The 18,688-nt window shown below is 71.2% G+C and carries 17 protein-coding genes; 8 read left to right on the forward strand and 9 right to left on the reverse strand.

The annotated features are described in order from the left end of the window. Positions 1–2 precede the first annotated feature (2 nt). Positions 3–1,964: a beta-galactosidase gene (locus AB0F81_RS01855; protein ID WP_360189335.1), complete on the forward strand. Its 1,962-nt coding sequence runs from the start codon at positions 3–5 to the stop codon at positions 1,962–1,964. Here AB0F81_RS01855 and ftrA read toward each other — a convergent pair. Continuing rightward, positions 1,956–2,930, reverse strand: coding sequence for a transcriptional regulator FtrA (gene ftrA, locus AB0F81_RS01860; protein WP_360189338.1), 975 nt, complete (start codon positions 2,928–2,930; stop codon positions 1,956–1,958). The two genes, AB0F81_RS01855 and ftrA, sit on opposite strands and share 9 nt — an antisense overlap. Before the next feature lie 70 nt (positions 2,931–3,000). Here ftrA and AB0F81_RS01865 point away from each other — a divergent pair, with 70 nt between their 5' ends. Next, a complete protein-coding gene (locus AB0F81_RS01865) occupies positions 3,001–3,432 on the forward strand; it encodes a rhodanese-like domain-containing protein (RefSeq protein WP_360189341.1) in 432 nt (143 codons plus the stop codon). Between the two features lie 47 nt (positions 3,433–3,479). Here AB0F81_RS01865 and AB0F81_RS01870 read toward each other — a convergent pair whose 3' ends face one another. After that, positions 3,480–4,721 (reverse strand): D-arabinono-1,4-lactone oxidase, encoded by a 1,242-nt coding sequence (locus AB0F81_RS01870; protein ID WP_360189344.1) that lies wholly within the window; start codon positions 4,719–4,721, stop codon positions 3,480–3,482. 98 nt (positions 4,722–4,819) lie between these two features. Here AB0F81_RS01870 and AB0F81_RS01875 point away from each other — a divergent pair, with 98 nt between their 5' ends. The 3 genes from AB0F81_RS01875 (at position 4,820) to AB0F81_RS01885 (ending at position 8,063) form a co-directional block, all read left to right on the forward strand. Then, positions 4,820–5,686 (forward strand): response regulator, encoded by an 867-nt coding sequence (locus AB0F81_RS01875; RefSeq protein ID WP_360189347.1) that lies wholly within the window; start codon positions 4,820–4,822, stop codon positions 5,684–5,686. 261 nt (positions 5,687–5,947) lie between these two features. Beyond that, the gene (locus AB0F81_RS01880) at positions 5,948–6,931 is read left to right on the forward strand and encodes an MHYT domain-containing protein (protein WP_360189350.1); all 984 of its coding nucleotides are present in this window, start codon (positions 5,948–5,950) and stop codon (positions 6,929–6,931) included. Positions 6,932–7,076: 145 nt separating this feature from the next. Then, the gene (locus AB0F81_RS01885; RefSeq protein WP_360189352.1) at positions 7,077–8,063 is read left to right on the forward strand and encodes a ketoacyl-ACP synthase III; all 987 of its coding nucleotides are present in this window, start codon (positions 7,077–7,079) and stop codon (positions 8,061–8,063) included. A gap of 10 nt (positions 8,064–8,073) precedes the next feature. Here the strand turns inward: AB0F81_RS01885 and AB0F81_RS01890 are convergent, their stop codons facing one another. Next, positions 8,074–8,424 (reverse strand): PRC-barrel domain-containing protein, encoded by a 351-nt coding sequence (locus AB0F81_RS01890; RefSeq protein ID WP_360189355.1) that lies wholly within the window; start codon positions 8,422–8,424, stop codon positions 8,074–8,076. Between the two features lie 247 nt (positions 8,425–8,671). Here AB0F81_RS01890 and AB0F81_RS01895 point away from each other — a divergent pair, with 247 nt between their 5' ends. After that, complete coding sequence (locus AB0F81_RS01895; RefSeq protein WP_360189358.1) at positions 8,672–9,358, forward strand: hypothetical protein; 687 nt, start codon at positions 8,672–8,674, stop codon at positions 9,356–9,358. 307 nt (positions 9,359–9,665) lie between these two features. Here the strand turns inward: AB0F81_RS01895 and AB0F81_RS01900 are convergent, their stop codons facing one another. The 4 genes from AB0F81_RS01900 to AB0F81_RS01915 all read right to left on the reverse strand — a co-directional run bounded on the left by AB0F81_RS01900 (position 9,666) and on the right by AB0F81_RS01915 (position 15,311). Next, complete coding sequence (locus tag AB0F81_RS01900; protein WP_360189361.1) at positions 9,666–12,251, reverse strand: lipopolysaccharide biosynthesis protein; 2,586 nt, start codon at positions 12,249–12,251, stop codon at positions 9,666–9,668. Between the two features lie 241 nt (positions 12,252–12,492). Next, a complete protein-coding gene (locus AB0F81_RS01905) occupies positions 12,493–13,578 on the reverse strand; it encodes a magnesium and cobalt transport protein CorA (RefSeq protein WP_360189363.1) in 1,086 nt (361 codons plus the stop codon). A 42-nt stretch (positions 13,579–13,620) separates the two neighbouring features. Beyond that, positions 13,621–14,367 (reverse strand): ABC transporter permease, encoded by a 747-nt coding sequence (locus tag AB0F81_RS01910; protein WP_360189366.1) that lies wholly within the window; start codon positions 14,365–14,367, stop codon positions 13,621–13,623. 2 nt (positions 14,368–14,369) lie between these two features. Further along, positions 14,370–15,311: an ATP-binding cassette domain-containing protein gene (locus tag AB0F81_RS01915; protein WP_360189519.1), complete on the reverse strand. Its 942-nt coding sequence runs from the start codon at positions 15,309–15,311 to the stop codon at positions 14,370–14,372. A gap of 65 nt (positions 15,312–15,376) precedes the next feature. On the opposite strand from AB0F81_RS01915, the gene AB0F81_RS01920 reads away from it, so the two are divergent. Next, the gene (locus tag AB0F81_RS01920; protein ID WP_360189369.1) at positions 15,377–16,330 is read left to right on the forward strand and encodes a YafY family protein; all 954 of its coding nucleotides are present in this window, start codon (positions 15,377–15,379) and stop codon (positions 16,328–16,330) included. Between the two features lie 152 nt (positions 16,331–16,482). Continuing rightward, positions 16,483–17,058, forward strand: a complete 576-nt coding sequence (locus AB0F81_RS01925; protein WP_360189371.1) for an NADAR family protein — start codon at positions 16,483–16,485, stop codon at positions 17,056–17,058. Here AB0F81_RS01925 and AB0F81_RS01930 read toward each other — a convergent pair. Next, positions 17,042–18,025 (reverse strand): hypothetical protein, encoded by a 984-nt coding sequence (locus AB0F81_RS01930; RefSeq protein WP_360189374.1) that lies wholly within the window; start codon positions 18,023–18,025, stop codon positions 17,042–17,044. The genes AB0F81_RS01925 and AB0F81_RS01930 overlap by 17 nt on opposite strands. Further along, positions 18,022–18,630, reverse strand: a complete 609-nt coding sequence (locus tag AB0F81_RS01935; protein WP_360189376.1) for an RNA polymerase sigma factor — start codon at positions 18,628–18,630, stop codon at positions 18,022–18,024. Before AB0F81_RS01935 ends, AB0F81_RS01930 begins: the two co-directional genes overlap by 4 nt. Positions 18,631–18,688: the final 58 nt, after the last annotated feature.

Raw genomic sequence — 18,688 nt, forward strand, 5'->3', positions numbered from 1 at the left:
GAATGCTCTTCTTCGGCGGCGACTACAACCCGGAGCAGTGGCCGGAGGAGGTCTGGGCGGAGGACGTCGCGCTGATGCGGCAGGCCGGCGTCACCATCGCCACCGTCGGCGTCTTCGCCTGGTCGAACCTGGAACCCGAGCCGGGGCACTACGAGTTCGGCTGGCTGGACCGGGTGCTGGACCGCCTGCACGACGGCGGTATCCGGGTCGCGCTCGCCACCCCGACCGCGTCACCCCCGCCCTGGTTCACCCTGGCCCACCCGGAGGCGATGCCGGTCGGCGCCGACGGCGTGCGGCTCACCCACGGCAGCCGCGACACCTACTGCGTCTCCGCCCCGGCCTACCGCGCCGCCGCCCGCGGCATCGCCGCCAAGCTCGCCGAGCGGTACGCGAACCACCCCGCGCTCGCGATGTGGCACGTCCACAACGAGTACGGCACCGACTGCCGCTGCGACGCCACCGCCGCCGCGTTCCGTGCCTGGCTGCAGAAGAAGCACGGTGACCTGGACGCCCTCAACGAGTCCTGGACCACGGCGTTCTGGAGCCAGCGCTACTCGGACTGGGCGCAGATCACGCCACCGCGGGCCACCCAGTACCTGCCGAACCCGGCACACGTCCTCGACTTCCGCCGGTTCCTCTCCGACGAGCTGCTCAGCGGTTACGTCGAGCAGCGCGACCTGCTGCGCGCCGCCAACCCGGACGTGCCGATCACCACCAACTTCGTCCAGGGCGGCTGGGTGAGCGTGGACCACGCGCGCTGGGCCACCGAGGTCGACCTCGTCGCGGTCGACCACTACCCCGCCGCGACGGACGCCGGCGCCGAGGAGGAGACAGCCTTCGCCGGGGACCTGGCCCGCGGCTGGGGCGGCGGATCCTGGCTGCTGATGGAGACCGCGCCCAACCTGATCTACACGAGCGGGCGGATGCACGCCAAGGAGCCGGGGCGGCTCACCCGGCACAGCCTCGGTTACGTGGCCCGCGGATCCGGCGGCGCGATGTACTTCCAGTGGCGGCAGCCGCGCGGCGGGGCGGAGCTGTTCCACTCGGCGCTGGTCCCGCACGCCGGGCCGGACAGCCCGATCTTCCGGGAGGCGGTGGGTCTCGGGCGCAGGCTCCGAGCCCTCTCGCCGCACGTCGCCGAGGCCGGGCCGCCGTCCGCCCGGATCGCCGTGACCTGGGACGCGCCGTCCTGGTGGGCGCTGCAGGGCGGCGGGCTGCCGTCCGCCGACATCGACTACCTGGCCGCGGTCCAGCAGGCGCACCGTGTGCTGTTCCGGTCCAAGCTCGCCACCGACTTCGTCTTTCCCGGTGTCTCCACCGACCTCGGCGACTACCGGATGATCGTGGTCCCGCACCTCTATCTGGTCTCCGACGAGGCGGCCGCCGCGTTCCGCGACTACGTCGCGAACGGCGGCCGCCTGGTGGTGGGCTACCTGAGCGGCATCGCCGAACCGGACACCCGCATCCGGCTGGGCGGTTACCCGGGCGCCTTCCGCGACGTCCTCGGCGTACGGGTCGTCGAATGGCACCCGCAGCCACCCGGTGTGGAGTTCCCGCTGGACAACGGGGAGCGGGCGAGCCGCTGGAGCGAGCGGGTGGAGACCGCCGGCGCGGAGACGCTGGCCCGGTACACGGCCGGGGTGCTGGCGGGCGCCCCGGCCGTCACCCGCAACCGGTACGGCGCCGGCTCCGCCTGGTACGTGTCGACCGCCCTCACCGACGACGGGCTGGGCCGGCTGCTCCGCTCGGTGGCGGAGGAGGCCGGTGTCGCGCCGGTGCTGCCCGGTCTGCCGGCACCGGTCGAGGCGGTCCGGCGCGGCGATCTGCTCTTCCTCTTCAACCACGGGATCGCAGCGGCCACCGTGCCGCTGCCCGGCCCGGCAGTCGACGCGGCGACCGGCCGGGACCGTGGCGACACGGTGACCGTGCAGGGCGGTGGCGTGGCGACCGTCCGCTTACGGTGAGCTCTGGAATGCCCGGCGGTACGCCGACGGTGAGGTGCGCATCGCCTGCGCGAAGTGGTGCCGGTAGGTGACCGCGGTCTCGAAACCGACCGCCGTCGCGATCGCCTCGATCGGCGTGCGGGTGGTCTCCAGCAGCGCCAGGCTGGCGTGCACCCGCCGGTCGATCAGCCAGCGGATCGGTGTGGTCCCGGTGGCCCGGCCGAAATGCCGCAGATAGGTGCGCGTGGACATGTGCGCGTGGCGGGCCAGCACGTCCACCGTGATCGGCTCGGTCAGGTTGCCGAGCGCCCACTCCATGCTGCGGGCCACCCGGGCGTCCTCCGGATCGGCGGTCACCGGGGCCTCGACGAACTGGGCCTGCCCGCCGTCGCGGTGCGGCTGCACCACCAGCCGGCGGGCCACCATGTTCGCGATGCTCGGCCCGTGGTCGCGGCGCACCACGTGCAGGCACAGGTCGAGCCCGGCGGCGCTGCCCGCGCTGGTCAGCACGGCGCCGTCGTCGATGTAGAGCACGTCCGCGTCGACCTCGACGGCCGGGTGCCGGCGGCGCAGCTCCGCCGCGTAACGCCAGTGGGTGGTGGCCCGGCGGCCGTCCAGCAGCCCGGCGCCGGCCAGGGCGAACGCGCCCGAGCAGATCGACATGATCCGGGCGCCGCGGCGGTGCGCGGCACGCAGGGCGGCGACCAGCTCGGGGGAGGGGTCGGCCCGCACGTCGGCCACGCCGGGGACGATCAGCGTGTCGGCGGCGGCGAACGTCTCCAGGCCGTGCTCGGTGTGCAGGGTGGCGCCGCCGACCACTCGCACCGGGCCCGGTGTCTCGGCGCAGATGACCAGCTCGTACCACGGCACGTCGAACTCGGGGCGGGGCAGCCCGAACACCTCGGTGACGATGCCCGTCTCGAAGACCGACATGCCGTCGAAGGCGAGCACCGACACGGTGGGCCCGCGGCGCCCGATCGTCAGCATGGCGAGATCTTAGCGCTCGGTGTCCCTCGCGCCACTGGGCCGCCAATCGCCGCGGCGGCACGATCAGGGCATGACTTCTTCCGCTGTCGCCTTCTTCGCCGCCCGCCTGGAGTTCGAGACCGACGTGAGCGACGTGCACGCCGACCTGGAAGCCGGCACCCCCGGCATTGTGGTGATCGACTCGCGCGGCGCCGAGGCGTGGGACCAGGGCCGCCTGCCACACGCCGTGCACCTGCCCACCCGGGAGATCGCCGCCCGGGCGGCCGAGGTGGTCCCGCCGGGCAGCCGGGTCGTCACGTACTGCTGGGGTCCGGGCTGCAACGGCGCGACCCGGGCGGCGCTGGAGTTCGCCAAGCTCGGCTACCCGGTCAAGGAGATGATCGGCGGGTACGAGTACTGGGTGCGCGAGGGCTTCCCGGTGCGCGACGACCGGGGGATCAGCGCCCGGCCGGTGGACGACCTGACCGCCCCGGTCGCCGCCGGCGCCGCCTGCGGCTGCTGAGCCGTTGCGTGGGGACTCGCGCCGCGAATCCCCACGCTGCTCCCGGCTCAGCCGAGCAGTTTCTCCAGCCAGGGGTTGCGGAACGTGCCGGCCGGGTCGAGACGCCGCAGCAGCGCGGCGAAGTCGCCGAACCGCGGGAAGGCCTCGCGCACCGCGGCCGGCTCGGTGGTGAAGATCTTGCCCCAGTGCGGGCGGGCGCCCAGCGGGTTCAGAACCCGCTCCAGGTCGGCGACCACCGGCAGCACGGCCTCGGTGTCGGCGATCCAGGTGAAGTGCAGGGCCAGGCTGTCGCGCTGGTAGTTCGGGCTCAGCCACAGGTCGTCGGCGGCGATCGTACGGATCTCGCAGACCTGAAGGACCGCGGCGACCCGCTCGCGGAGCGCGCCCACCGCCTCGATCGCGGCCAGGGCCCGCTCCCGCGGGACGTGCCACTCGGACTGCAGCTCCTCGCCGCTGCTCGGGGTGAACTCCATCCGGAAATGCGGCAGCCGGGCGTGCCAGGGACCGGGCACCCCGCCCTGCTCGGTGCAGTTGACGCCGGGCATGCCGGGCACCGGGTGGCGGGGGCCGTCGGCCGGCCGCGCGCCGAACCAGTCGCCGGCCGGCATCGGGTCCCGTCGCTTCAGCCACACCATGTCGACGTCGGTGCCGGTCCAGCGGGTGAACAGGCTGACGCTGTATCCCTCGGCGAGGATCTCGTCGAGGGAGTCGCGGACCGCGGAGCCGGGCAGGTTGTCGTAGACGTACTGCCGCAGCTCGAAGGCCGGCACCACGTCCAGGGTGAGGGCGGTGACGACGCCGAGCGCGCCGAGGTTCACCACCGCGCCGGGGAAGTCGGCGCTGTCCCGGTCCAGGGTGATCAGCTCGCCGTCGGCGCGGATGATCTCGACGCTCGAGACGGCGGTGGCCAGGTTGCGGTTGCGCACCCCGGACCCGTGGGTGGCCGTGGCGACCGCACCGGCCACCGAGATGTGCGGCAGCGAGGCCATGTTCTGCAGGGCCAGGCCATCGGCGGCGAGCCGGGCGGCGAGTTCGCCGTAACGGATTCCGCCGTCGATCCGGACCGAGGTGCGGTCCGGTCCGATCTCGACAGTGCGCGGCAGGTCGGCGAGGGAGAGCAGGTCGCCGTCGGTGTCGGCGAGCCGGTTGAAGGAGTGGCCGCTGCCGAGCACCCGGAGCCGGCCGGCGGCGGCGACGATCTCGCGCACCTCCGCGACCGAACGGGGGCGGTGCACCCGCTCCGCCCCGAAGACGATGTTGCCGGCCCAGTTGGTCAATCGTTCCCGCATTCCACCTACCCTACGAGTATCCGCAGTTCAAGACACCTCTGGCAGCGGTCGGGGTTAAGGTCGGGCGTACCGGCCGACCGACCGAGGAGGGTCACCGCATGGCGTCGATCGTGGTCGCCGAGGACGACACCGACATCGCCGAACTGCTCGCCACCGTGCTGAGCAGCGCGGGGCACACCGTGCACACCGCCCCGAACGGCCCCGCCGCTCTGGAGGCGGTCGCCGCGAACGGGCCGGACCTGATCATTCTCGATCACCACATGCCGGGAATGAGCGGTCTCGACGTCGCCGACCGGCTGCGCTCCACGGACGCCACCGCGAGCATTCCGGTCATCATGCTGTCCGCGGCCGCGCCGGCCGCCGCGCGTGGCCTCGTCGACGTGACGATCTCCAAACCGGTCCGGCCGAAGCACCTGATCGACGCGACCGCCGAGCTGCTGGCCGCCCGGCAGGCCGGGGAGCAGGCCGGGCACGACGCGGCGAACCAGCTCGTCGACGTGGAGCGGCTGCTCGCCGTCTCCGACTTCCTCACCCGGCCGGCGCACGCGGCGACGCTCGACACGTTCGCCGAGGAGCTGACCCGGCTGACCGGTGTCCCGATGGCGGCGATCACCCTGGTGCTCAACGACAGCGTGGTGGTGGCCGGGTCGTACGGGCTGCCGAAGTGGGTCCGTGAGGCCGGCGGGGTGCCGGTCGAATGGTCACCGGACACGATCGTCGTGGCCGAGGACGTGCCAGTGCTGATCAGCGACAGCAGTGCCAATGACGAGTACGCGGACACCCCGCTCTTCTCGATCAGTGGAGTGCGGTCCTACGCCAGCGTGCCGCTGAACTCCGCCGAGGGCCACGTCATCGGCACCCTCTGCGTGATGGACGACAAACCGGGCAGTTGCACCGAGGACACCGTGCAGATTCTGCACTCTCAGCGTGCGCCGGCGTTGGGTCTGCTGTCCCGCGCCGGGTGACGCATCGTTATATTAGCGTTCACCTGTATCGTATCCGGTCGATTTGTCACCGTCTGCTACTGAGCGGGTGTTCCCGCCTGCTATGTGCCCAAACGATGCCCGATGGGCGGCTGTGGCGAACATAAAATCGGCCGTAGATCCAAATCGAGATCAGCTGCACGTTCTCTCGTAACGAAAGCTGCGTCACAATCAGTCACGCCCCTGGCGGTGGCGAGGGCAGGATGCAGCCCGGCGGAATCGCGAGCGAGAGGAAAGCACGACATGGCGGAGATCCATCACTTCGAGTACGGATGGGTTACCCCGACGGTCAGCTACGTCCTGTCCGTGCTCGGTTCCCTGCTCGGGCTCACCGCGGCGGTCCGGCTGCGGTCGGCCAAGTCCGGGGGCGAGCGCATCTGGTGGCTGATCCTGGCGGCCGTCGCCATCGGCGCCACCGGCATCTGGAGCATGCACTTCGTCGCCATGATGGGCTTCAAGGTCGAGGGCACCCCGATCCGGTACGACGTCGGCCTGACCGCGGCGAGCGCCGTGATCGCGTTCGTGGCCGTCGGCGTCGGCCTGGCCATCGCGCTGCTCGGCACCGCCGCCCCGCGTACCCGCATCCTGATCGGCGGCACGCTGGCCGGCCTCGGTGTGGCGGCGATGCACTACACCGGCATGGCGGCGATGAAGCTGCACGGCGAGATCCACTACGCCGGCCGTGAGGTCGCGCTCTCCATCGCGATCGCCGTCGTCGCGGCCTGCGTCGCGCTCTGGCTGACCCTGGTCGTGCGCAAGCCGGTCGTCATCTTCCTCTCGGCGCTCGTCATGGGTGTCGCGGTCAACGGCATGCACTTCACCGGCATGTTCGCCATGTCGGTGCTCTCCGAGCCCGGCTTCGGCTCGGTCGCCGGTGCGACCGCCAGCGGCCTGCTCGTGCCGATCGGCGGCGCGGTGCTCTTCGCCATCATCGGCATGGTCTACTCGCTGATGGCCGCGCCCACCGAGGACGACCGGATGGCCGCCGCCTACCTCGCGCAGCGCCTGGAGTCGCGCCCGGTGCCCAACACCGGCACGCAGCCCGGTCAGCTCTGGGGTCAGCAGCCGCAGAACCAGGGATGGCAGGGCCGCCCGGGTCAGCAGCAGGGGCAGCAGAACCAGCCGGGCCAGCAGCAGCCGGGCCAGCAGGGTCAGCCGGGCCAGCAGGGCAACGGCCGTCCGACGCTCGGCGGTTCCTGGACGTATCGGGACCGCTCCTCCCAGTAGGCGAAAGCCGAGATCCGACCGAGGTTCAGCTGCCGGACTGTCCGGCTTTTCTCAGCCGAACCGGCAGTGGATCGATCCGCATGTCGCTGCCCTCGATCAATAAGATTCGGAGGGCAGCAAAACGTGAGCACAACGGGGGAGACGCGTGGCGGTCGGCATTCTCGGGACGGGTTCCTACCTCCCGGCGCGGGTCGTGAGCAATGTGGACCTGCTGGACCTGGTGCCGGACGCCGATCCGGAGTGGGTGTCACGCAAGACGCTGATCGAGGCGCGCCGGTTCGCCGCACCGGACGAGGCGGCGTCCGACCTGGCCGCCAACGCGGCCCGGTCGGCGCTCGAGCGGGCCGGCGTCACCGCGGCGGAGATCGACTACATCATCGTCTCCACCTCGACCGGTGACTCCCCCCAGCCACCCACGTCGAACCTGGTGCAGCACGCCATCGGCGCCACCCGGGCCGCGTGCTTCGACGTCAACGCGGTCTGCGCCGGCTTCGTCTTCGCGCTGAGCGTGGCGAACGGTCTGATCGGCGCGAACCCGGGCGCGCTGGTGCTGGTGATCGCCTCGGACATCTACTCGCGGATCCTCGACTTCGGCGACCGGCGTACCGCCGTGCTCTTCGGTGACGGCGCCGGCGCCGCGGTGGTCGGCGCGGTTCCCGAGGGCTACGGGATCATCGACATGGAGCTGGCGTCGCGGGGCGAGGCCAGCGACCTGATCTACGTGAAGGGCGGCGGCAGCCGCCTGCCCGCCTCGCCGGAGACCGTCGCCGACGGCGACCACTACTTCCGGATGAACGGGCGCGGCGTCCGCGACTTCGTCGCCACCCAGGTTCCGCCGGCGCTGGACGGGTTGCTGCGCCGGGCCGACCTGAAGGCCGAGGACGTCGACCACTTCGTGCCGCACCAGGCCAACGGCATCATGCTGCAGGAGCTGGTGGAGGCGGCCGGCTTCCAGGACGCGCACACCCACCTGACCCTGCCGTGGTACGGCAACGTCGGCAGCGCGTCACTTCCGGTCACGCTGGACGACGCGGCCCGCAACGGCTCGCTGCGCGACGGCGAGCTCGTGCTGCTGGCCGGTTTCGGCGGCGGCATGTCGCTCGGCGCCTGCCTGCTCCGCTGGGGTCGCTGACCCGTCCGTCCTACTTGGGCTCGACCAGCCAGTCCCAGGCTCGTTTCAGGGCCGTGCTGCGGCTCTCGGCCAGGCCGGCCGGTGCGTCGGCGCTCGGCGTCGCCAGCCGGTCGGCCGGCTCGCTGACGATCACGCCGCGCTCGTAGAGGCCGTCGACCTGGTCACCACCGGCGAACCGGTGACCGTCGCTCGTCTTGATCAGCAGGCCGTGGAAGACGTCCTGTGGCTCGTCGGCGAGCACGTGCTCCACCGTGCCGACCGACTCGCCGGAGCGGTCGTACACCGGTGTGCCGTCCTTCAGGACCAGATAGGCGACTGGAGCGCCGAGGTCCTCCGGCGCGGTTTCCCTCTTCTGCGTCATGCTCCCGCGCTATACCCCGTTTCCGGAGACCTAGTCGCCTGCCCAACATCATCTTTTCGGTTGAGGCGTTCTAAACATTTTGTACAAGAACGGGTTCTTCGTCCGAAACGCCGTTGAAAACGCAGTCCCTGCAGAGCAATTGCCATATTGTCCGTTTTGTCGGAGGCGCCCAACGCGGCGACGGACACATCAGGCACTGGAGGGAATCCCCATGCAGAAGAGTCGGCGAATCGGAGCGTTCGTTGCCATGGCCACCGCGGCCGCCGGCATCGCCGCGGTGACGACGGCGGCTCCCGCCGCAGCAGCCCCGCGAGGCCCCCAGCCGGTCTCCAGCTGGCTCCAGCAGGTTCGCGCCAACACCGGCAACTGGGTCAACATCCACTGGCGTACGGACCGGCGCGTCTGCGACGTCGAGGTCCGGGTGCGGGGTGACCGGGTGAAGGTCGACTACCCGGGTTTCCGGCGCAGCGCGTCGCTGTCCCGTGGTGAGACGCTGCGGCCGGGACGCACGGACTACACGAGGATTCGCGTCACCCCGTATCTGCAGCGCACCGGGGTGGTGCGACTGTGGGCGACCATCTCCTACGACGAATGCGGGTGGCGGTCGCGCACCATGACGCGCACGGCGGTGCTGGCACTGCCGGTGCTGCGCAACACCTGGCCGGGTGGCAACGGCGGTCCGGGCGGCCCCGGACACGGTCACCCGGGCGGGCCCGGCCAGGGCGGTCCCGGCGGTCCGGGACATGGCGGTCCGGGCGGTCCGGGACAGCACAGTGGCCCGGGCGGGGGTCACCGCGGTCCTGGGCAGGGCGGCCCTGGCCAGCACTCCGGTGGTGGCCAGGGCAAGCCCACCGGTCAGGCGCAGCCGGGCGGCCAGGCTCAGCCGGGTCAGGCTCAGCCGGGCGGCCCTGGGCAGCCTGCTGGACAGGGATGAGTCCAGGGCGGCCTGCTGGGCTCGGACAGGTCCAGGGTGGCTCGCTGGGCTGGGACAAGTCCGGAAAGGCGAGCAGGGGAGCCCGGCGGCAACGCCGGCCCTGATCGCCGCGGTAACAATGGGAAGTAAGGCACGCGGAACGGCACACAAGGGCCATCAGCTCACATAGCGCAAAAGCGACACGCGGCTGGCATTTCGCCGGCCGCGTGTCACATTATGAAAAGTCCCGAATGCCGTATTCCCTGCTGATCGCGAGGGGTAGCGCCCGGCCGGCCGGGGGGCAGTCCGGCCGGGCGCTGGTCCTTTTTCAGCGGTGCGCCATGATGAGCCCGGCCGGGTCGTAACAGACCACGTCGAGGGCCCGGGCGATCAGCGCCGGGTCGTAGGTGGTGGCGTGGAACGTCGCCTCCAGGTGCAGGACCCCGTTCATCTCGCTGGTGGTCAGTGTGATGCCCTCCGGCCCGTTGAGCGTCGGCACGCTCTGGTTGACCCGCCCGGCCGGCTCGACCGCCCACGGCAGGTCGCCGAGCACGTCGTGCCGGCCCTGGTTGCTGAAGGTGAGCCGCGGCTGCGGCTCGATCGGCACCTCGGTGGGGTACGGGTCCGGCATGCCGGGCGCCCCGGTCAGCATGATCTTGCCCTCGCGCAGCAGCATCATGGTGAGGATCCGGCCGGTGGCGAGCTCCGCCTTCAGCGTCTTGTGGATCGCCATCGGGTCGGTCAGGCTCGGCGGGCTCAGGAACGGCCCCTGGCAGAAGTTGCTGTCGATGCTGACGCCCTTGTCCAGGTACCGGCGGGCGTCGGCGAGGAAGGTGCCGCCGCGCATGTCCGGCTTGTAGCCCATCTCGATCAGCGCCGCGGTGAACGCCGCGAAGGTGATCGCCGAGGTGGTCACGCCCGGCGCGTACTCGTCGCGCCAGGCCCGCATCTGGCCGAGCACCCGCGCCGATCGCGCCGTGCGCACGGTCAGGCTGTCCTGCCAGGGCCGGGTCGGCACCTCGTCGTTGTGCGGCGGGCGGGCGAAGCTGAGGCCGGTCTTCCACCGGTCGGGGTGCAGGCCGAACTGCTTCCACCAGGCCTTGACCAGCGCGGTGCGGTGCCGCTCGGACGGGGCGATGCGGGCCGCCCGCTGCTCGTACGCGGCCCGGACGATCTCCCGCACCAGCGTGTTCACCGGGCCGGCGTCGCCGTACGCGTGCGAGACCTTGAGCGCGAAGTAGCCGCCGCCGACCAGGATCCGCACCGGGTGGTGCCCGCGCGGCTCGGACTGCAGCTGCCGGGTCATCGCGTCGAAGTCGACCGGGCCGGGGCCGAGATCGGTGACCGCGTCGTGCACGTACCGCTCGAAGGAGGCGCCGTCCATGTGCTGCCACTTGGCACCGGACCGGTCGAGCCGGGAGACCGCACGGTGGGTCGGGTCGGCGGTGTGCAGGCCGATCAGCGCGTTGCGTACCCGTTCGGCGTTGACCCCGGTGAGCGGGCCGACCGTGCGGATGTACTCCAGCGGCAGCCATGCGCGCTCGCGCAGGGTCAGGCTGGTGGTGGACATGACGTTAACTCCCTCTGCTACCGCGGACATGTCGACGACGGGGGCGAAGACGACCTTCAGAACCATCGGCGCGACCAGCACCATCTCGATCGCCATCACCACGACCACGGCGGTCACCAGGTCGTTCAGGTCACCCTTGCTGCCGCCCCACCAGGCGGCGAGCAGCTCCGCCACCCCGGCGAAGACCGCGAAGATCCCGGCGCCGCGGAGCTTGTTCTGCACCCGGGCGATGGCCAGGAAGAAGTGGTGAAAGACGAACGGGATGTAGGACAGCGCCAGGATCGCCAGCGCGGTGCCGGCGGTCGTCGCGTACTCGGCGCCGAACAGCGACATGATGAAGTCGGAGAAGACGTAGACGAACAGCGAGGCCGGAAGGCCGATGACGAGGCAGATGAGCAGGCCGACGCGGACCTTGCTGCGCAGCGCGGCCTTGTCGCCGGCGGTCACCGCGAAAAGGGTGAGCGCCACATTGCCGGGCACCATCGCCAGGAACGACAGCACCATGAACGCGGTGTAGAAGGCCGCGTTCGCCTCGGCCGAGAGCACCGCGGTCACGACCAGCGGCAGCGCGGCGCGGGGCAGGTAGGTCGCCAGGTTCAGCAGGTTGTGGTCGAAGGTCGCCTTGCCGCGGCCGCGCAGCAGGCTCGCCCGCGGACGCAGCGAGTCGATCATGTCGCGGCGGCGGAGCGTGCGGTGCAGGATCACCGTCGACGCGACGATGCCGGCCACCCAGGTCAGCAGGATCAGGCCGCCGGTCAGCACGCCCGGCAGCAGCGCCACCAGGACCAGCAGGACCAGCTTGATCACCGAGAACCAGGCGTTGCGCATCAGCTGAAGGGGGCCCTGCAGCAGACCGACCATGGCCTCGTCGAGGACCAGGGTCATGGCGTTCAGCGCGATGCCGACGACCAGCAGCACGGTCGCGACGTTGCCGCCGAGCGCGTCCTGCAGGCTGGGGATCCACAGATGGGCGAGCGCGACGTAGATCAGGCCGCCCACGGTGGCCGCGGTGCCCGCGGTCAGCAGACAGGTGGAGATCAGGTCCCACTTGCCGCGGCTGATCGACGGCAGCTCGGCGATCAGCATGGTGCCCATGCCGAACATGCCGATGGTGCCGATCAGGGTCATCGCGGACACGGCGGCGGATGCCTGGCCGACGGCCTCGGTCGTCGCCAGCTGGGCCGCGACCCACCAGTACGCGAAGCCGAACGCCGAGGTGAGAAGTGTGGTCGCCATCAGCGACCCGGCGTTCAGGAAGAGGTCGACGTGCCCCTTCAAGGCCGCGAGAATGCCGCGTTCACCCGTCGACTCCGCGTGCTGCGGTGCGGCGTCGGTTGCTGTCACTCTGTCATTCCCCCAAAGATCGACGCAGTCTGAGAACTTAGTAACTCGCCGTGTTCGCGGGCTAGGGTTGGACGCCTGAGCTTCGCCGACCGTCCGGTGTGGAAACTAGCCGTATCGGTGGTTGACAGGATCCGTTAGGTTGATCAACCCCACCATGCTGGGGGTCTGTGGCGGGGTTGTCACCCTTGATCCTCGCGCGTCGCCAGACTGTGACTTACGTCGCTATAACGCTGTGTGACGGTCATAACCATCCGGCACGCTGGAATCGCCAGTGCAGGACACCACCGATCAGGACCATGGCGATGATCGTCGCGGCGAAGCCGTAGGGCGAGCGGAGCCCCGGCATCACCTCGAAGTTCATCCCGAAGATCCCGGCGATCACGGTCGGCACCGCGGCGATCGCGGCCCACGAGGCGATCTTGCGCATGTCGTGGTTCTGATCCACCGAGATCTGGGCGAGCCGGGCCTGCAGGACCGAGTTCAGCAGGTCGTCGAAGCCGGCCACCCGGTCCGCCGCCCGCGCCAGCCGCCCCCGCACGTCCGCCAGGTACGGCCGCAGCCCGGCCGGCAACTCGCGCATCTCCAGCAGCCGGCTCAGCGGCTCGGCCAGCGGCAGCACCGCCCGCTTGAACTCCACCAGCTCCCGTTTCAGCTGGTAGATGTGGGCGAACTCGGCCGACCGCACGGTGGCGAAGGTCTCCTCCTCGATCCGTTCGAGGTCGTGCTGCACGTGCTCGGAGACCTCCAGGTAGCTGTCGACCATCCGGCTGCCGACCGCGTAGGCCACCGACCAGGGGCCTAACCGCAGCACCTCCGGGCGCTGCTCCAGCTCACGGCGGACCGCCCAGAGCGGGCCGACCGGGCCGTGCCGCACGGTGATCGCGAACCACGGGCCGATCAGCACCGTGACGTCGCCGGTCTCGACCACCTCCGAGGTGGCGGTGAGCTGGTCGTGCTCGACGTAGCGGGCGGTGCGCAGGACCAGCCGGGTCACCTCGCCCAGCGTCTCCACGCCGGGCCGGTGCCCGCCGGAGACGGCCTGTTCGACGAGCAACTCGTGCAGGCCGAAGACGTCGGCGACCGCGGCCATCGTGGCCCGGTCCGGCTCGTGCAGGCCCAGCCAGACGAAGGAGCCGCGCCGGCGGGCGAGCCGGGCGGCCTCCGGGTAGGGCATCTGTCCCGCGCCGCGGCGAGCCCCGTTGGTGTAGACGGCGCAGTCGACGACCGCGTCCGGGTTGCCGTGCCGGCCGGCCGGAGGCGGGGCCTCCGGCCGGGTGAGGTTCTCCAACAGCCGGCTGATGGCACTGGGCAGACGCGGACCCACCATCGCCCCCTCCCACGTCGTGTCACGCGAGAGAAAGGTATGCGATCAGTCCGAGCGCTGCATCGCGCGGACACCGATGAACAGGCCGAGCGCGGCCATGCCGGCGGCGGCGATCAGGCCCTCGACCGTGCTGCGAGCCATCACCTCGCCGGAGAACAGGGCTCGCTCGGCGTTCACCACGTACGTCATGGGGTTGAAGTGGGAGAGCGTGCGCAACCAGCCGGGGCCGTTGTCGATCGGCAGCAGGACCCCGGCGAGCAGGAGCAGCGGGAAGAGCAGCGTCTGCTGCACGGTCCAGAACAGCCATTCCTTGTTCTTCGAGGCGAGCGCGAGGGTGTAGGAGAGCGCGCCGAGACCGATGCAGAACCCGGCCAGGATCAGCAGCCCGAGCACCGCGCCGCCCAGGTGCAGCTCGAAGCCGAACGGGATGCAGACGACGACGATCAGCGCGGCCTGCGCGACCATGGGCACGATCTCCTTGAGCGCGCGCCCGATCAGCAGCGCGGGCCGCCGCAGCGGGGTGACCAGCATCCGTTCGTGCGAGCCGGTCTGCATCTCGAAGAGCAGGTTCGAGCCGGTCATCGAGGAGCCGAAGAGGCAGGACATCACGATGATCCCGGGTACGAACCACTGGAGCGCCGAACCGTCCCCGGTGTCGGGTAGCAGGGGTGCGAACAGCGCCAGGAAGAACAGCGGCTGGATCATCGAGAAGATCACCGAGAACGGGTCCCGGATGACCGGCCGCAGTTCCCGGCTGAAGACGACCTGGGTGTCGGTGACGAGCGAAGTCATGATCAGACCTCCACGGTCTCGTCGGCGCGGCCCTCGCGGAGGCTGCGGCCGGTCAGGGTCAGGAAGACGTCATCGAGGGTGGGGCGGGTGACCTCGATCGAGGAGGCGGCCAGGCCGGCCGCGCTCAGGTCGTCGAGCAGCTTCGGGGCCAGTTGCGGGCCGTCCTCGGCGGTGACCCGCACCGCGGTGCCGTGCCGTTCGGCGTTCAGCGTGCGGGCCGCGGCGATCGCGTCGTGCTCCACCGTGAATCCGAGGATCACGTGGTCGCCGACGTGCTTCGCCTTGAGCCGCTGAGGGGTGTCGTCGGCGATGATCCGGCCGTGGTCGATCACGATCACCCGCTCGGCCATCGAGTCGGCCTCGTCCAGGTAGTGCGTGGTGAGCACGATCGTGGTCTCCCGCGAGGCGCGCAGCCGCACGATGTGCTCCTGCAGGTTGGCCCGGTTCTGCGGGTCGAGCCCGGTGGAGGGCTCGTCGAGGAAGAGCAGCTCCGGCGAGTGGATCAGGCCCATCGCGATGTCGAGCCGGCGGCGCTGACCGCCGGAGAGGGTGGAGACGGTGCGGTCGGCGACGTCGCCGAGCCCGAGAGAGTCGATCAGCTCGTTCGCCCGCTCCCGCGCCGGGCGGACCCGCATCCCGTACGCCCGGCCCTGGCTGACCAGCTCGTCGCGGCCGCGCTGGCTGTGGCCGGCGCCGTTGCCCTGTCCGATGTAGCCGATCCGCAGGCGCACCTCGCGCTGCTGCCGCACCACGTCGAAGCCGGCGACCGAGGCGCTGCCGGAGGTCGGCGGGATGAGTGTGGTGAGCATCCGCAATGTCGTGGACTTGCCGGCCCCGTTCGGCCCCAGCAGCGCCACCAGCTCGCCCCGCTCCACGGTCAGATCGATGCCGTCGACGGCGCGAACGTCCTTGAAGTGCTTCGTCAGCTCTCGCGTCTCAATCATCATGTCCATGACGCTAGAGTTCGAAGCGGCCACTTTCTGACCGCATTGCGATGGAGTCTGGATTCATGGCGAACACAAGTGCTCGGATGCTGCGACTTCTCTCGTTGCTGCAGACCCATCGCTACTGGCCCGGTGCCGAGCTCGCCGACCGCCTGGAGGTGAGCCCTCGCACGCTGCGGCGTGACGTGGACCGCCTGCGGGAGCTCGGCTATCCGGTCGACGCCGCCCGCGGCGTCGCGGGCGGCTATCAGCTGCAGGCCGGCGCGGCGGTGCCGCCCCTGCTGCTCGACGACGAGGAGGCGGTCGCCATCGCGGTCGGCCTGCGCAGCGCCGCCGCCGGCGCCGTCGCCGGTTTCGAGGAGACTTCGGTACGGGCGCTCGCGAAAGTGATCCAGCTGCTCCCGCCCCGTCTGCGCCGCCGGATCGACGCGCTGCAGGCGGTCACCGCCCCCGGCGTCTTCGGCGGCGGCCCCACACTGGACGCGGTGTCGCTGACCACGATCGCGATGGCGTGCCGGGGTGAGGAGCGGCTGCGCTTCGACTACACCCCGCGCGAGGGCGAGACGATGCGCCGGCACGTCGAGCCGCACCGGCTGGTCTCGCTCGGCCGCCGCTGGTATCTGGTGGCCTGGGACCTGGACCGCGGTGACTGGCGCAGTTTCCGGGTGGACCGGCTGACCGGGCCCGCGCTGACCGGCGCGCGTTTCCGCCCCCGCGACCTGCCCGGTGGCGACCCGGTGGCCTGGCTGCGGGGCCGGCTCGCGACGATCCCCAACCGTTACGACGTGTCGGTGCGCATCGAGTCGACGGCCGAGGTGGTCCGCTCCTTCGCCGGCCAGTGGGCGACGGTGGAGGAGCAGCCGGACGGCTCGTGCCGCCTGCGGATGAGCGTCGACGACCTGGGCTGGCCGGTGATGCTGCTCGGCGTGCTCGCCGCACCGTTCACTGTGGAGTCGCCGCCGGAGCTGCGCGATCAGGTGCGTGCGACCGGAGAAGCCCTGGTCAGAGGCGCGGCCTGAGCCTTGTTTGGACGGACCGGCGCCCCCGTGGCGCCGGTCCGCACGAATGAAGGTACCGGCCGGGTGCGACACTTTCGCGTCACGTTTAAGCCTCTGCTTATATAAAATTCAATTGATTCCCGTGGCTCGCCCGGACACCGGATACTGCGCGGGTGCCAGAGATCCCGACGCCGCTCAGCGTGGCCGACCTGCTCGCCGCCGAGCGCCCGGCGAAGTTCCTCTACTTCTGGAAGCACTCCGAGGAGCCGGGCGCCCGCGTCGACGCAGGCTGCCTGAGCCAGTGGCTGCCGGCTGAGTTCACCGTCGACGGCGTGACCTTCCGGTCGGCCGAGCACTACATGATGTGGCGCAAGGCCCGCCTCTTCGGCGACGAGACGACCGCGGCGAGAATCCTGGCGGCCGGCCACCCGGGCGAGGCGAAACGCCTCGGCGGCCGGGCAGCCGGGTTCGACGAGGAGATCTGGAAGCGGGAGCGCTTCGCGATCGTGGTCGAGGGCAGCCTCGCCAAGTTCGGTCAGCATCCACAGCTGCGGGACTACCTGCTGACCACCGGAAACCGGGTGCTCGTCGAGGCGAGCCCGCTCGACCGGATCTGGGGGATCGGCCTGACCGCGACCGATCCCCGCGCCGCCGAACCGGCCGCCTGGCGCGGGCTGAACCTGCTGGGCTTCGCGCTGATGAAGGCGCGCGCGGAGCTGTCCCGCCGGGCAGCTACGGGTGCATCCTGACGGAGCCGGCGAGTTCCAGCACCTGAGCGCGGCTGAAGTCGCGCGGCGCCATGAGCTGATAGGTGGATCCGTCGGTGAACGTGCCGACCAGGATCCACCGCTCGGTGGCCTGGACCAGCCTTGCCTTCCGCTTGTTCACCGTCACCGGGTACTCGGCCTCGAAACCCTCCCAGCCGGCGTCCTCGCGCTGGCCCGGGCCGTACCAGACGACGTGCAGCTCACGGCCGGTGCCGGGCTCCTGGTACGAGATGATCGAGACGAGTCGGTCGTCGCCCTTGAAGCCGCCGAGCACCCAGCCATCCGGTGCGAGGCCGAGCGTGAGCTTGAAGCCGACCACCTGCGGGTCGTCCACCACGGTGCGGGCGAGACGCAGCACCTCGGACTCGCCGGCGTAGCGGCCGTTGCCGACCAGGGTCACCCACTGCCCGGGGCGGCGTTCCCAGGTGAGCTGGGTGGTGGTCACCGTGCCGTTCTCCTCGTAGTCGGAGATCCGCGCCGGACGGCCGTCCACTTCGGAGTTGCGCCGGCCGCCCGGTTCCTCCGGTTCAGCGAGCAGGACGACGGTGTCCGAGGTGTCGGTGTCGCCGAAGACGGCCATCACCGGGCCGCCGGGATCCGCGGTGTAGACCGGCTTGCCGAAGCCGGGCAGCGTGAACGGGAACTGCGGCGCCGTCGCGGCGACCAGCCGGATCGGGCGCGGGCCGGCGACGGCCGTCCGGGCATCCGGGACCGGGCCGGAGAACCGGGAATCGGGCAGGGCCGCGATGGTGACGGCGACGGCCGCGACGCCGGCCAGCCCCACGGCGGTCAGCCGGACGAGCAGCGAGATCCAGCGGCGGCGCGGGCGGGAGGCGGGCGCCGGCTCGGCGATCTCGGCGACCAGTCTCGCGCGGGCGGCGCTCCAGGCCTCGCCGGAGAGCTCCGGCCCCTGCGGCCCGTGGGCGTCCAGCAGGTCGATGTCGTTCACTTCTCCTCCTCCGGGAGGTCGCGGGCCGGCAGGTCGAGGGCGGCGCGGATCGCCGGGAGGTCGCGGGCCGGCAGGTCGAGGGCGGCGCGGGTCACCCGGCGGGCCCGGTTGATCCGGGAACGGACGGTGCCCACCGGGATGTCCAGGGTCGCGGCGATCTCCGCGTACGAAAGCTGGGCATAGGCCAGAAGCAGCAGCGCGTCGCGGTCGCGGGCCTTGAGCTGTGCCAAGGCCGCGGCCAGGTCGGCTCGAACCGCCCGGGCGTCCACCCGGTCCTCGGCGCCGTCGTCGGCGTGCACGTCCGGTCGCTCGCCGGCGGCGCGGGCCAGCGCCCGGTAGCGCCGCTCCTCCTCGCGGACGTGGCGATGCAGCACGTTGGTGGCGATGCCGAAGAGCCAGGCGCGGACCTCCAGCCCGATCGGCTGATAGGCGGCGCGTCTTCGGAACGCGATGAGGAAGGTCTCGGCGAGCAGGTCGTCCGCGGGCGGGCCGATCCGGCGGGCCAGGTAGCGATGGATCGCCGCGGCATGCCGGTCGAAGAGCGGCGCGAATCGTTCCGGCTCCCGCACCGACTCCTTGATCAGCACGTCGTCGGAGATGTGCATCGGTTGCGAGCGTAGGTCGTTCACACCTGTTGATGCCCGATGCCGTGGATCGGGTTCA

The sequence above is a fragment of the Actinoplanes sp. NPDC024001 genome (assembly GCF_040638955.1).
Lineage (GTDB): Bacteria > Actinomycetota > Actinomycetes > Mycobacteriales > Micromonosporaceae > Actinoplanes.

Bases quoted from the DNA above. Each gene is read 5' to 3' on its own strand.
- AB0F81_RS01855 (WP_360189335.1), top strand. From the start codon at position 3: ATGCTCTTCTTCGGCGGCGACTACAACCCGGAGCAGTGGCCGGAGGAG.
- ftrA (WP_360189338.1), bottom strand. From the start codon at position 2,930: ATGCTGACGATCGGGCGCCGCGGGCCCACCGTGTCGGTGCTCGCCTTC.
- AB0F81_RS01865 (WP_360189341.1), top strand. From the start codon at position 3,001: ATGACTTCTTCCGCTGTCGCCTTCTTCGCCGCCCGCCTGGAGTTCGAG.
- AB0F81_RS01870 (WP_360189344.1), bottom strand. From the start codon at position 4,721: ATGCGGGAACGATTGACCAACTGGGCCGGCAACATCGTCTTCGGGGCG.
- AB0F81_RS01875 (WP_360189347.1), top strand. From the start codon at position 4,820: ATGGCGTCGATCGTGGTCGCCGAGGACGACACCGACATCGCCGAACTG.
- AB0F81_RS01880 (WP_360189350.1), top strand. From the start codon at position 5,948: ATGGCGGAGATCCATCACTTCGAGTACGGATGGGTTACCCCGACGGTC.
- AB0F81_RS01890 (WP_360189355.1), bottom strand. From the start codon at position 8,424: ATGACGCAGAAGAGGGAAACCGCGCCGGAGGACCTCGGCGCTCCAGTC.
- AB0F81_RS01895 (WP_360189358.1), top strand. From the start codon at position 8,672: ATGGCCACCGCGGCCGCCGGCATCGCCGCGGTGACGACGGCGGCTCCC.
- AB0F81_RS01905 (WP_360189363.1), bottom strand. From the start codon at position 13,578: ATGGTGGGTCCGCGTCTGCCCAGTGCCATCAGCCGGCTGTTGGAGAAC.
- AB0F81_RS01910 (WP_360189366.1), bottom strand. From the start codon at position 14,367: ATGACTTCGCTCGTCACCGACACCCAGGTCGTCTTCAGCCGGGAACTG.
- AB0F81_RS01915 (WP_360189519.1), bottom strand. From the start codon at position 15,311: ATGATTGAGACGCGAGAGCTGACGAAGCACTTCAAGGACGTTCGCGCC.
- AB0F81_RS01920 (WP_360189369.1), top strand. From the start codon at position 15,377: ATGGCGAACACAAGTGCTCGGATGCTGCGACTTCTCTCGTTGCTGCAG.
- AB0F81_RS01935 (WP_360189376.1), bottom strand. From the start codon at position 18,630: ATGCACATCTCCGACGACGTGCTGATCAAGGAGTCGGTGCGGGAGCCG.